Annotated in this window: 8 protein-coding genes; 5 read left to right on the forward strand and 3 right to left on the reverse strand. The window is 61.1% G+C overall.

Translation table 11 applies throughout. The features are described 5' to 3' along the window. Positions 1-25 precede the first annotated feature (25 nt). Entirely contained in the window at positions 26-184 is a 159-nt protein-coding gene (locus AC27VU_RS18480; protein WP_003224520.1) for a hypothetical protein, read from the reverse strand. Positions 185-401: 217 nt separating this feature from the next. On the opposite strand from AC27VU_RS18480, the gene AC27VU_RS18485 reads away from it, so the two are divergent. The 3 genes from AC27VU_RS18485 to glgB all read left to right on the forward strand — a co-directional run bounded on the left by AC27VU_RS18485 (position 402) and on the right by glgB (position 8,131). After that, positions 402-2,399: an alpha-1,4-glucan--maltose-1-phosphate maltosyltransferase gene (locus tag AC27VU_RS18485; RefSeq protein ID WP_488724618.1), complete on the forward strand. Its 1,998-nt coding sequence runs from the start codon at positions 402-404 to the stop codon at positions 2,397-2,399. A 156-nt stretch (positions 2,400-2,555) separates the two neighbouring features. Beyond that, entirely contained in the window at positions 2,556-5,897 is a 3,342-nt protein-coding gene (gene treS, locus AC27VU_RS18490) for a maltose alpha-D-glucosyltransferase (RefSeq protein WP_488724619.1), read from the forward strand. A 2-nt stretch (positions 5,898-5,899) separates the two neighbouring features. Then, positions 5,900-8,131, forward strand: a complete 2,232-nt coding sequence (gene glgB, locus AC27VU_RS18495) for a 1,4-alpha-glucan branching protein GlgB (RefSeq protein WP_201137784.1) — start codon at positions 5,900-5,902, stop codon at positions 8,129-8,131. A 116-nt stretch (positions 8,132-8,247) separates the two neighbouring features. Here the strand turns inward: glgB and AC27VU_RS18500 are convergent, their stop codons facing one another. Both AC27VU_RS18500 and AC27VU_RS18505 read right to left on the reverse strand, forming a co-directional pair. Next, the gene (locus AC27VU_RS18500) at positions 8,248-10,800 is read right to left on the reverse strand and encodes an autotransporter family protein (protein WP_488724620.1); all 2,553 of its coding nucleotides are present in this window, start codon (positions 10,798-10,800) and stop codon (positions 8,248-8,250) included. Between the two features lie 194 nt (positions 10,801-10,994). Next, the gene (locus AC27VU_RS18505; RefSeq protein ID WP_003224531.1) at positions 10,995-11,777 is read right to left on the reverse strand and encodes an endonuclease/exonuclease/phosphatase family protein; all 783 of its coding nucleotides are present in this window, start codon (positions 11,775-11,777) and stop codon (positions 10,995-10,997) included. A gap of 619 nt (positions 11,778-12,396) precedes the next feature. Here AC27VU_RS18505 and AC27VU_RS18510 point away from each other — a divergent pair. Together AC27VU_RS18510 and AC27VU_RS18515 are read left to right on the forward strand one after the other, a co-directional pair. Further along, positions 12,397-12,771 (forward strand): DUF6124 family protein, encoded by a 375-nt coding sequence (locus tag AC27VU_RS18510; protein WP_488724621.1) that lies wholly within the window; start codon positions 12,397-12,399, stop codon positions 12,769-12,771. A gap of 141 nt (positions 12,772-12,912) precedes the next feature. Beyond that, on the forward strand, positions 12,913-13,176 hold a 264-nt coding region (locus AC27VU_RS18515), incomplete at its 3' end, for a DUF6124 family protein (protein WP_488724622.1).

Genomic DNA, 13,176 nt, shown 5'->3' on the forward strand with positions numbered 1-13,176 from the left:
TGGATGGGAACGATCGGTTGGGTCCTTAGACGATCACCGGCGGCATCGTCGTCGGCGGCTCTTCCTTCGGCGGTGGCGTGGTGCCCGGGGGTTCCTGTTCGGGGATCGGCTGCGGCTCGGTCTCGGGCAGCGTGGGTTTATCGATGTTCGGATCAGGCGTTTCGGCCGGGATCGGGATGTTCATCTGTAGACCTCCGTGTGGCACATGGCGTGAGAAGTGCTTAAGTGGATTGACCACCGTGTGATGAATTCGATCCGCTTTTTTGTCCAGGCAAATCCCTGTGAACTTTTCCCCGCGCCGGTCGCTCGGAACCTAAGTCAGTTCAAGTCGGGGCCGGTGCCTCGTTGTGACCACCGATCCGGCACAAGAGCGTCCTTGGGGCGTTAAGGAGAGATGCTCGATGTCTGCTGAAAAACCTTCAGAGCAGAGCTACAACCCGCATATGCCGCTGTCGCAGGCGTTGCTGCTGCCGCGCATCGTGATCGAAAACACCATGCCGACTCTTGATGGCGGCCAGTTTGCGGTCAAGTCGATTGCCGGTCGCGACGTCGTCGTCACCAGCAAAGTGTTTGCCGACGGCCACGACAAGCTCGCGGTACGCATCCGCTGGCACGAGGAGGGCGCGGAGACCTGGCAGAGCGAGGTCATGAACGACCTCGGCAACAACAGTTGGGAAGGGCGCTTTCGCCCCGAGCATCAAGGACGCTTTGTGTTTTGCGTCGAAGCCTGGATCGATCATTTCGCCAGTTTCCAGTACGAACTGGAGAAAAAGCACAACGCTGCCGTCCCGGTTTCATTGGAGCTGCAGGAAGGCCGCAGCATGGTGCAGCAGGCCGCCGAGCGCTGCGAAGGTCAACTCAGCGAACAACTCGCCGCGTTGCATCATGAATTGTCCGGCCTGCTCGAAACTGAGCAGGTGGCGCTGTTTCTGCACCCGCGCAGTGCGCAATTGATGGCCCAGGCCGATCACCGCGCCTACTTGAGCCTGAGCGCCGAATTCCCGATGGACGTCGAACGTGAACTGGCCGAGTTTGCCAGTTGGTACGAGCTGTTTCCGCGCTCGATCACCGACGATCCTAGCCGTCACGGCACCTTCAACGACGTGCACGCGCGTCTGCCGATGATTCAGGACATGGGCTTTGATGTGCTGTATTTCACGCCGATCCATCCGATCGGCCGCGCCCATCGCAAGGGTCGCAACAATTCCCTGACGGCCGGCCCGGATGATCCAGGCAGTCCCTACGCAATCGGCAGCGAAGAGGGTGGTCATGAGGCGATTCACTCGCAGCTCGGTACCCGCGAAGACTTCCGCCGGTTGGTCGCCGCTGCCGCTGAGCATGGTCTGGAAATCGCCCTCGATTTCGCCATTCAGTGTTCCCAGGATCATCCGTGGCTCAAGCAGCATCCGGGCTGGTTCAACTGGCGCCCGGACGGCACGATCAAATATGCGGAAAACCCGCCGAAGAAATATCAGGACATCGTCAACGTCGACTTCTATGCGCCGGAGGCGATTCCCAGTCTGTGGGTCGAGCTGCGCGATATCGTCATTGGCTGGGTCAACGAAGGAGTGAAGATCTTCCGCGTCGACAATCCGCACACCAAGCCGCTGCCGTTCTGGCAATGGCTGATCGCCGATGTGCGGGCACTGCACCCGGAGGTGATCTTCCTCGCCGAGGCATTTACCACTCCAGCGATGATGGCGCGCCTGGGCAAGGTCGGTTACAGCCAGAGCTACACCTATTTCACCTGGCGAAACACCAAGTCCGAGCTGGCGGCCTACTTCACCGAACTCAACGAGTCGCCGTGGCGCGAATGCTACCGGCCGAACTTCTTCGTCAATACGCCGGACATCAACCCGGCGTTCCTGCATGAGTCGGGGCGGCCGGGGTTTCTCATCCGCGCGGCGCTGGCGACCATGGGCTCGGGCCTGTGGGGCATGTATTCCGGTTATGAGCTGTGCGAAGCGGCGCCGGTACCGGGCAAAGAGGAATACCTCGATTCGGAGAAGTACGAGATCCGCGTCCGCGACTTCAATGCGCCGGGCAACATCATTGCCGAAATCGCCCAGCTCAACCGAATCCGCCGGCAGAACCCGGCGCTGCACACGCACCTGGGGCTGAAGGTCTACAACGCGTGGAACGACAACATTCTGTACTTCGGCAAGCGCAGCTTCGACGGCAGCAACTTCATTCTGGTGGCGGTGAGCCTCGATCCGCACAACGTGCAGGAAGCCAGTTTCGAACTGCCGCTGTGGGAGATGGGCCTGCCGGACGACGCGACGACCCACGGTGAGGACTTGATGAACGGGCATCGCTGGGACTGGCATGGCAAGTATCAGTTCATGCGGATTGACCCGGCGTATCAGCCGTTCGGGATTTGGCGGATTACTGCCGCGTAAGACACACACCGACCCCTGTAGGAGCTGCCGAAGGCTGCGATCTTTTGCCTTTGATTTTTTAGAAGCAAGATCAAAAGATCGCAGCCTTCGGCAGCTCCTACAGAAGTATCAGCACGATCACATTATGTGCAGAGACGAATTTTTCAGGAGTTTCACATGGCGAAGAAACCCAAGGCAGCCACCTTTATCAAAGACCCGCTCTGGTACAAGGATGCGGTGATTTATCAGGTTCACGTCAAATCGTTTTTCGACTCCAACAACGATGGGATCGGCGACTTTCCCGGCTTGATCGCCAAACTCGATTACATCGCCGATCTCGGCGTCAACACTATCTGGCTCTTGCCGTTCTATCCTTCGCCCCGTCGCGACGACGGTTACGACATTGCCGAATACCGCGGCGTGCACAGCGACTACGGAACCATGGCCGACGCCAAGCGCTTCATCGCCGAGGCGCACAAGCGGGGTTTGCGGGTGATCACCGAGCTGGTCATCAACCACACCTCGGATCAGCACCCGTGGTTCCAGCGGGCGCGCAAGGCCAAGCCTGGCTCGGCGGCGCGAGATTTCTATGTGTGGTCGGATGACGACCAGAAATACGATGGCACGCGGATCATCTTCCTCGACACCGAGAAGTCCAACTGGACCTGGGATCCGGTCGCCGGTCAGTACTTCTGGCACCGTTTCTATTCGCACCAGCCCGACCTGAATTTCGACAACCCGCAAGTGATGAAAGCCGTGCTGTCGGTGATGCGCTACTGGCTGGACATGGGTATCGACGGCCTGCGTCTTGACGCGATTCCGTACCTGATCGAACGCGACGGCACCAATAACGAGAACCTGCCGGAGACCCACGACGTCCTCAAGCAGATCCGTGCCGAGATCGACGCGAATTACCCTGACCGCATGCTGCTGGCCGAGGCCAACCAATGGCCGGAAGACACCCAGCTGTACTTCGGTGACACCGATGCCGAGGGCGTCAACGGCGATGAATGCCACATGGCGTTTCACTTCCCGCTGATGCCGCGCATGTACATGGCGCTGGCCCAGGAAGATCGCTTCCCGATCACCGACATTCTGCGGCAAACCCCCGAGATTCCGGCCAACTGTCAGTGGGCGATCTTCCTGCGTAACCACGATGAGCTGACGCTGGAGATGGTCACCGACAAGGAGCGCGACTATCTGTGGAATTACTACGCCGCTGACCGTCGCGCGCGGATCAACCTCGGTATTCGCCGGCGTCTGGCGCCGTTGATGGAGCGTGACCGCCGCCGCGTGGAACTGCTCAACAGCCTGCTGCTGTCGATGCCCGGCACGCCGACTTTGTATTACGGCGATGAAATCGGCATGGGCGACAACATCTACCTCGGTGACCGCGACGGCGTGCGCACGCCGATGCAATGGTCGATCGACCGCAACGGCGGTTTTTCCCGCGCCGATCCGGCCAGTCTGGTGTTGCCGCCGATCATGGACCCGCAATACGGTTATCTGTCGGTCAACGTCGAAACCCAGGCCGGCGACCCGCATTCGCTGCTCAACTGGACCCGGCGCATGCTCGCCGTGCGCAAGCAGTCCAAGGCCTTCGGTCGCGGCACGCTGAAAATGCTCTCGCCGAGCAACCGACGGATTTTGGCCTACACCCGGGAATTCACCGACGCCGACGGCAAGCACGAAATCATCCTCTGCGTGGCCAACGTGTCGCGCAGCGCGCAGGCGGCGGAACTCGATCTGTCGGCCTACGTCGGCATGGTCCCGGTGGAGATGCTCGGCGGTAACGCGTTCCCGCCGATTGGCCAGTTGAATTTCCTCCTGACCCTGGCGCCGTACGGTTTCTACTGGTTCGCCCTGGCCACGGAAAACCAGATGCCGAGCTGGCACGTGGAACCGGCGCAGAGCCTGCCGGACTTCACCACGCTGGTGCTGAAAAAACGCATGGAAGAATTGCTCGAAGCGCCGACCCGCAACACCCTGGAGCAGGGCATTCTGCCGAGCTGGCTGCAGAACCGCCGCTGGTTTGCTGGCAAGGACGCAGCCATCGAGCAGGTCAATCTGGCCTACGGCGTGCGCTTCGGCGATGCGCAGCATCCGGTGCTGCTCAGCGAGATCGAAGTCACCAGCGCCGGGCAGACCAGCCGCTATCAACTGCCGTTCGGTTTCATCGCCGAAGATCAGGTCGGGCCGGCGTTGCCGCAGCAACTGGCATTGTCCCGTGTGCGTCGCGGGCGTCAGGTCGGTCTGATTACCGATGCGTTCAGCCTCGAAACGTTTGTGCACGCGGTGTTGCAAGGCATGCAGAGCGCCACCGTGCTCCACTCCGAACAGGGCGAGATTCGTTTTGCGCCGACCGCGAAGCTGGAAAAACTCGGCCTCGGCGCCGAGTCGGAAGTGCGCTATCTGTCGGCCGAGCAGTCGAACAGTTCGGTGGTGATCGGCAACAGCCTGGTGCTGAAGCTGATCCGCAAGGTCGCCTCCGGTGTGCACCCGGAACTGGAAATGAGTGCATACCTGACCGAGGCCGGCTTCGAGAACATCTCGCCGCTGCTCGGCTCGGTGATCCGTCGCGATGGCGCTGGCGAAGACAATCTGCTGATGATCGCCCAAGGCTATCTGAGCAATCAGGGCGATGCCTGGGAATGGACGCAGAACAACCTCGAACGGGCGCTGCGTGATGAGCTGGCCGACTCGATGTCCGAGCAGGAGCAGCACTACAACGCCCTCGGCGAACTGAAGGACTTTGCCGGCATGCTCGGCCAGCGTCTGGGTGAAATGCACCAGGTGCTGGCGGCGCCAACCGACAACCCCGACTTCGCCCCGCAAACCACCAGTGCCAAGGATGCTCAAGCCGCCGGCAAGGACGTTGCGGCGCAGGTCGAGCATGCCTTGAAGCTGCTCAAGCAACATCAAAGTCATCTGAGTGCGGCGGATCAGAAAATGGTCGCGCGGCTCTTGGACAACAAAAAGGTCATCCTCGGCCATGTGCAGGAGCTCGCGCAAGAAGCCGTGGGCGGCTTGCGTATCCGTGTCCACGGCGACTTGCACTTGGGTCAGGTGCTGGTTATCAAGGGCGATGCCTACCTGATCGACTTCGAGGGTGAACCGGCGCGGCCGCTGCACGAACGGCGCGGTAAACACAGTCCGTACAAAGACGTCAGCGGCGTGCTGCGTTCCTTCGATTACGCAGCGGCGATGACCATCAATGTGCACAACGTCGATCACAGTCCAGAGTCCGAAGCGGCCCGCCATCGGGTTGCCGAGCGCTATCTGCGTGAGGCGCGCGAGGCATTTGTTCAGGCATATCGCCAAGCGGCAGCTAGTCTTGATCATGCCTGGCAGGATCCTGCGGGTGCCGATGCTGCGCTTGCGCTGTTCGGCCTGGAGAAGGCGGCCTATGAAGTGGCCTATGAAGCCGAAAATCGCCCCACGTGGCTGCCCGTGCCGTTGCACGGTTTGTATGGGTTATTGACAGGGCTTAAACCCTTTTCCGATCTTGGTGGAGAGTAGTCATGAGTTTCTCGAACAAGGAACAGGGTCACGCTAAAGAAGCGTTACTGCCGGCGGCGCAGGACATCGACGCGCTGGTGCGCGCCGAACATCACGACCCGTTTTCCATTCTCGGCCCGCACGGCGATGGGGCCGGCGGGCAATTCATCCGCGCTTATCTGCCGGGGGCGTTGAAAGTTGAAGTGCTGGACAAGGACAGCGGCGAAGAGCGCGGTGAACTGAGCGCCACCGAAACCCCGGGGCTGTTTGTCGGCCATTTCGCGCAGGCGCGGCCGTATCTGCTGCGCACCCGCTGGGCCGGCGGCGAGCAGGTGGCGGAAGATCCCTACAGCTTCGGTCAGTTGCTCGGCGAAATGGATTTGTATCTGTTCGCCGAAGGCAATCACCGTGATCTGAGCAGCTGCCTCGGCGCGCAATTGACGACGGTCGATGGCGTCGACGGCGTGCGTTTTGCCGTGTGGGCGCCGAATGCCCGGCGGGTGTCGGTGGTCGGTGACTTCAACGTGTGGGACGGTCGCCGCCATCCGATGCGCCTGCGCCATCCATCCGGGGTCTGGGAGTTGTTCATTCCGCGCCTGCAGGCGGGGGAGTTGTACAAGTACGAAATCCTTGGCGCCCACGGCATCCTGCCGTTGAAGGCCGACCCGATGGCCCTGGCCACCAGCCTGCCGCCGGACACCGCCTCGAAAGTCGCCGCACCGTTGCAGATCAATTGGCAGGATCAGGACTGGATGAACGGCCGCCGCGAGCGGCAGAAGCATTCGGCACCGCTGTCGATCTACGAATTGCATGCCGGATCGTGGCAATGCGAGCTGGACGATCTGGGCGAAGTCGCCCGCCAGTACACTTGGCCGGAGCTGGCCGAGCGGCTGATTCCTTACGTCAAGGAACTGGGTTTCACCCACATTGAACTGATGCCGATCATGGAGCACCCGTTTGGCGGCTCATGGGGTTATCAGTTGCTCTCGCAATTCGCCCCGAGTGCCCGATATGGCACGCCAGAACAGTTCGGTGAGTTCGTCGACGCCTGCCACCGCGCCGATATCGGTGTGATTCTCGACTGGGTGCCAGCGCATTTTCCTACCGACACTCACGGTCTGGCGCAGTTCGACGGCACGGCGTTGTATGAATACGGCAACCCGCTGGAGGGCTTCCATCAGGACTGGGACACGCTGATCTACAACCTGGGGCGCACCGAAGTCCACGGCTACATGCTGGCGTCGGCGCTGCACTGGTTGAAGCATTTCCACATCGACGGTCTGCGCGTTGATGCGGTGGCCTCGATGCTCTATCGCGACTATTCGCGCAAGGCCGGCGAATGGGTGCCGAACCGCCATGGCGGGCGCGAGAATCTGGAGGCGATCGATTTCCTCCGCCACTTGAATGACGTGGTCGAGCTGGAAGCCCCGGGGGCGCTGGTGATCGCCGAGGAGTCCACCGCATGGCCGGGCGTCAGTCAGAGCACCCAGCAGGGCGGTCTCGGGTTCGCCTACAAATGGAACATGGGCTGGATGCATGATTCGCTGCACTACATCCAGCAGGATCCGGTGTACCGCGCGCATCACCACAACGAATTGAGTTTCGGCCTGGTTTACGCCTGGTCCGAGCGCTTCATCCTGCCGATCTCCCACGACGAAGTGGTGCACGGCAAGCACTCACTGATCGACAAGATGCCCGGTGACCGTTGGCAGAAATTTGCCAACCTGCGCGCCTACCTGAGCTTCATGTGGACCCATCCGGGCAAGAAACTGTTGTTCATGGGCTGCGAATTCGGCCAGTGGCGTGAGTGGAATCACGATCAGCAACTGGACTGGTACCTGCTGCAATACTCGGAACACAAAGGCGTGCAGAAACTGGTCGGCGACCTCAATCGCCTGTACCGCGAGGAACCGGCGCTGCACGATCAGGACGATGCGCCGCAGGGTTTCCAGTGGCTGATCGGCGATGACGCGATCAACAGCGTGTACGCGTGGCTGCGCTGGAGCAAGGACGGCAAACCGGTGCTGGTGGTGGCCAACTTCACCCCGGTGCCGCGTCAGTCGTACCGGGTCGGCGTACCGTTCGCCGGACGCTGGAACGAACTGCTCAACAGCGATGCTGACACCTACGCCGGATCCAACTATGGCAATGGTGGCGGGGCGTTTACCGAAGAGGTGGCGAGCCATGGCCAGTCGCTGTCGCTGGAGTTGAATCTACCGCCGCTGGCGGTGTTGATTCTCAAGCCGGAAGGCTGATCCGCAACCGCGTCGCTGTCATCGCGAGCAGGCTCACTCCTACATTTTGGAATGCGTTTCCCTGTAGGAGTGAGCCTGCTCGCGATGGCGTCGGTTGTGACACCGCGTGAAGGCGCTTACCAGCTTATCCGTACCCCCAGATTTCCCGCCAGACCACGCAGGTCATTGCTGTCGATGTTGCTGCTGTAATCGGTACTCGCATAAACACTCACTGCACGGTCGAGCGTCAGCACCACGCCGAGGCCGATATCCGCAGTCGAGGATTTCTGCTGAGTGTTGATGGTATCGGTGCCGTCGAAGGTCACCGAATCAGTGCCGGAAAAGGTGTGCCACAGATTGGCCCGCAGATACGGTTCCAACGGCAGACCATTGACCTGATAACGGCCCTTGAGCCGGGCGCCGAGGCGACCGGTCCAGGCGCCGTCGGAGTCGAATGATACTCGCGAGATGCCATCGTCCTGGCTGTCGAGGGAGATTTTCTGGTGGATCACCTGCACTTGCGGCTCGACCACCCAGGTGTCGTTGAGCGCAAACGGATAGCCAGCTTCGGCGGACAGCGTCAGGGCATGCCCGCGGTTGTCCAGTTTCAGCCCACGGTCGGAGCGGTTGTCGCCGTCGAAACGCGTGCCCATCGCCACGGTATCGATGTACCAGCCGTACGGATCGGTCAGCGTCCAGTACAGGCCATAGCTGTCGCCCTCGAGTTTGATCTTGCCCGCGCTGTTGTTTTCGAAGCCTTCGTTGAAACCGTCGACATCGCCCTGAATCCGGCTGTGGCCGACGAACAGGCCGATGCGTTGCGTTTGCCCGCCCGACGTCTGCGCGCTGTACAGGTCATTGCCGACCTGAAAGCCATTGAGCGAACCGTTCAGGCGTGGGGTAACGGTGCCGGCCCAGGTCTGGTCGAGGTTTTTGCCGTAGACGCGGCCCCAACCGGCACCGAAGGCACCGGTTTCGCTAAGCAGGCGTTGATCGCCCTGACGGTCGTGAAACGTGCCGAGCGCGCTTAAGGTCAACTGCGCGGCGGCAGGGGGCAGCACCGACCAGTTGGGCACTTCCGGACGATAGATCGGGATCGGCGCGGCGCCCGCCACGGCGGCGGGCGGCACGGGCAGTACGGGTAGCTCAGGGCTGGCGATGGGCGGCGCGGGTTCGCCGGGGGCGGGTGCAACAGGCGTGATCTGCGCGACGACCGGGGTCGCCACTACCGGCACCAGAATCGGCGGCAGGCTCGGATCAGGGTTGGGCACGCTGACGGCTTGCGGCGCGACCACGGCAGAACGCAGGTACCAGCTGTTTTCGGTTCCGGCGGTGACACCGCCCTTGAACAGGTAGTAATCGTAAGCCCCGACGGACACAGGACCGTTGAAGCTGAAGGCATTGTTGGTACTGACCGTGGAACCCTGTGCCTGCACCACTTGAATGCCGTTCGCCTGGGTGAGCCCACCGAGCCCGCCGATGTTAGTGACGGAGATGACGGTGGCGCCGCTCAAGCTGCCGTTGTTGACCACCAGTTTGTCGCTGGGCGCGCCGTCGGCACCGAGTTCGCTTTGCAGCAGCAACTGGCCGCCGTTGCCGACGTAGTTGCCATTGATGGTCAGGGTGTCATCGGTGCGGCTGTTGTTGCGGGTCAGGTCGATGACCCCGGCGTTGTTGAAGGTCACGGCCTGGCCGGCCACGGCAGGCGACACGGCGCCCTGGGTCGAGAACACGCTGCTGCTGGCATCGACGTTGAGCACACCGCTGCCGCTGACGGCATCGCCAAGCACCAGGCTGCTCGACCCCAGGTCCAGTTGCGAGCCGTTGTTCAGGTTCACTGTTTCCCAATTGCTGAAGCGCGCTGGCAGCGCGGTGCGGGAGTTGTCGAAGGTCAGGGTGTCGTTGCCCGTGCCGCCATCCACGTTGGGGGTCAGCGCCAGCACGCTGTCATCGAGGTTGCGCAATGTCGCGCTGTCGTTACCGTCGCCCATCAGGATCGCCGAGCGGATGATGCCGCCGCCGTCCCACAGCAACGTGTCGTCGCCGACACTGGCGCGGATTTCACCGACGATTTCGCCGCCGGTCACGGTGATGCTGTCGTTGCCGCCGCTGACACTGATATTGCCGCCGATGCGGCCACCGGAGACGATGATGGTGTCGGTGCCGAACCCGGTGACCAGGTTGCCGAGGATCTGCCCGCCGGACAGGTCGAAAATATTATTGTCGAGTTTCATGTCGACCCGGCCGATGGTGCCGCCGGTCATACGCGCGACATCGCCGTCCTCGAAGGCGCCGACGATGGTGCCCCCGGTCATCAGAAAGGTGTCGCGGCCATCGCCCTGGGCCAGCGAGCCGATGGAGCCGGCGCTCATGACGAAATCGTCGATGCCGGCGCCCTGGTTGACCGCGCCGGTGATGGTTCCGGAGTTGATGACGACCCGGTCAGCGCCGGCGCCAAAGGTCACGTTGCCGTTGATCAGACCGGTTCCGTTGGCGGGCAGGGTCAGGCTGTTTTTGCCCGCGAGATCGGTCAGCGAACCGCTGGTGCCACTGTCACAGGTGAAGGCGTCGTTGCCGGGACCCGGAACCAGTGAGCAAGCGGCGGAGGCGGGTGAACTGGCGAGCAATAGCGAGGCAGGCAAGAACAGCGTCTGCGGCAATGCCCGCAGGTATCTGGAGTAGCGCGTCATGGCGATTCCCTACGGCCAAATTCGGGGAAATCATCCTTGAACGAGCACAGGATCGGCCTCGCGTTGCTACTGAGGCACTACATGAAATCCATGCTCTAACGAATTGAATGCGCTACTCCTTGAGCTGTTTTAGGTGTAGATGGTTTTGATCTGCCTTCAAGTACGCCTGACTAACGGTCATGTCAGAACCGCAACTAAAGATGTACTTCCACCGCCAGCGGCAAATGGTCCGACAGGTGCGTCCACGGTTTGTTGCCAAGGATTTGCGGGTCGTGGCTGCTGGCGTTGCGCAGGTAGATGCGGTCCAGGCGCAGCAGCGGAAAACGGGCCGGATAGGTCTTGGCGGGACGGCCGTGGTGGCGTTCGAACGCTTCGTGCAGGTAATCGCGGCGGGCCAGGGCTACGTTGCCCTGCAACTGCCAGTCGTTGAAGTCGCCGGCGATGATCACCGGCGCATCGTCGGGCAATGATTCGAGCAACTGGCAAAGCAGCTGCAACTGCAATTGGCGATGACTTTCCAGCAGACTCAGGTGCACGCAGATCGCGTGGACTTCGGCGTGGCCCGGCACGTCCAGCACACAGTGCAGCAAGCCTCTGCGCTCGGGGCCGGTGATCGACACGTCGAGATTGCGGTATTCACGGATCGGGTATTTCGACAGCAGGGCATTGCCGTGGTGGCCATCGGGATAGACCGCGTTGCGCCCGTAGGCGAAATCGCTCCACATGCTGTCGGCAAGAAATTCGTATTGCGAGGTTTGCGGCCATTCGTTGTAGCGATTGGAATGCCGCTCGTGTTCGCCCACCACCTCCTGCAGAAACACCAGATCGGCCGAGGTGCTGCGCACCGCTTCGCGCAGTTCCGGCAGGATGAAGCGCCGGTTGAGGGCGGTAAAACCCTTGTGGGTATTGACCGTCAGCACACGCAAGCGATGGATGACGGGGGCGTCAACGGCGTGACGCTTGGGATCGCTGGACACGTTCACTCCTCTGAAAAAACGGCTTCCTTCTCATGCGACTGATGCAGTGGGGTGGCAGTTCCTTCCAGATGCCTCAGGCCTGAACACAAATCATCGGAGCCGCCAGGAAACCTGTGGGAGTGGGTGTTGCCATGAGCCATTGGCTCTGCGTTGGTCATGGGTTATATGCCCTGACAAAAATCCCCTGTGGGAGCGGGCTTGCTCGCGAAGGCGTTCGACCAGACAACAGCAAAACAACCGAGCAAAACCTCGAACATAAACGTAACCCCGCAAGGACGTTTAAAGTACACGAACCGTTACGCCATAACGGCTACAACGCCTTGCGCCGTTACCTACGCGTACGCCAGAATCCGCCGGCTTACACGACCATACCCTGCGCTATATCGTTTCCCTGCCACTGCCCATCGGTGGTCGGGTTTAGTAGCCCGTATGGTTTTAGTAAGTGCATGAGTCCCATAAAGTCAGGCGTATCTATGCCTGTACTTCGATGGTGGTTGTGCGCAGGGCGCTCTCGAGCGCGCCGGTCTTGCTAATTCCTCCGGTCTACTAACCTGCGCACAGCCGCCACCCTTCTTTTAGTAGAGAACGGTCGCGGCCCTTGATCAGGAATTAGATATTTATGTTCAAAGCCACACCCAACCCCCCGGACGTCGATCCAATTCCATACGACCCGGCCCTCGACCCACAGAAGATAAAAGCCGCGACCGACCGCGCCATCAACTTCTACCTCAACCCCGGCGCATTGAAGATCTCGATCCCTACAGCCTCGTCATGCAAGTCGAACAGAATCTTCCTCATCGACCCCACCGTGGACGAAGAAACATTGCTGGTCGAGGCCTGCGAATCCTTAGCGGCCGCCAGCGATATGGCCCGCGATATCGGCGACGTCGTCGACAACCCACAGCGCCGGGCCATGCTGATGCTGCATCAGGTGATCATGCTCAGTGAACTGATGGTCAACCGAGTGCTGGACGGCGGCCGCATCCCGAACTAACTGCCCGGTCCACCTGTAGGAGCTGCCGAAGGCTGCGATCTTTTGATCTTGTTTTTTAAAAGCAAGATCAAAAGATCGCAGCCTTCGGCAGCTCCTACAGGTCATCATTCTTTCAAAGTGCCTCGATCGGAGTTCCCGCTCATGTCCGAAACCCCACCCAATCCGCCGGCCACAGACCCGGTGTCACCCTACGAATCCCTCAACTCCAGAAAACTCCACGAAGCCGCCGAACGCGCCCTCGACCACTACCTCGCGCCCGCGCACATCATGGCGACGCCTTACACCCCCAGCAGCATGTTCAGGGTCAACCCGCAAACCGACACCGAATCCCTGCTGGCCAACGCGTGCGAATCCCTGGCCTCGGCCACGGTCATGCTCGGTGACTTCGCCGGAATGCTGGAAGGG

Source organism: Pseudomonas sp. 14P5.3.2 (assembly GCF_057799175.1).

Excerpts from the sequence above, each read along its gene's own strand:
- AC27VU_RS18480 (WP_003224520.1), bottom strand. The coding sequence starts at position 184 with ATGAACATCCCGATCCCGGCCGAAACGCCTGATCCGAACATCGATAAA.
- AC27VU_RS18485 (WP_488724618.1), top strand. The coding sequence starts at position 402 with ATGTCTGCTGAAAAACCTTCAGAGCAGAGCTACAACCCGCATATGCCG.
- treS (WP_488724619.1), top strand. The coding sequence starts at position 2,556 with ATGGCGAAGAAACCCAAGGCAGCCACCTTTATCAAAGACCCGCTCTGG.
- glgB (WP_201137784.1), top strand. The coding sequence starts at position 5,900 with ATGAGTTTCTCGAACAAGGAACAGGGTCACGCTAAAGAAGCGTTACTG.
- AC27VU_RS18500 (WP_488724620.1), bottom strand. The coding sequence starts at position 10,800 with ATGACGCGCTACTCCAGATACCTGCGGGCATTGCCGCAGACGCTGTTC.
- AC27VU_RS18510 (WP_488724621.1), top strand. The coding sequence starts at position 12,397 with ATGTTCAAAGCCACACCCAACCCCCCGGACGTCGATCCAATTCCATAC.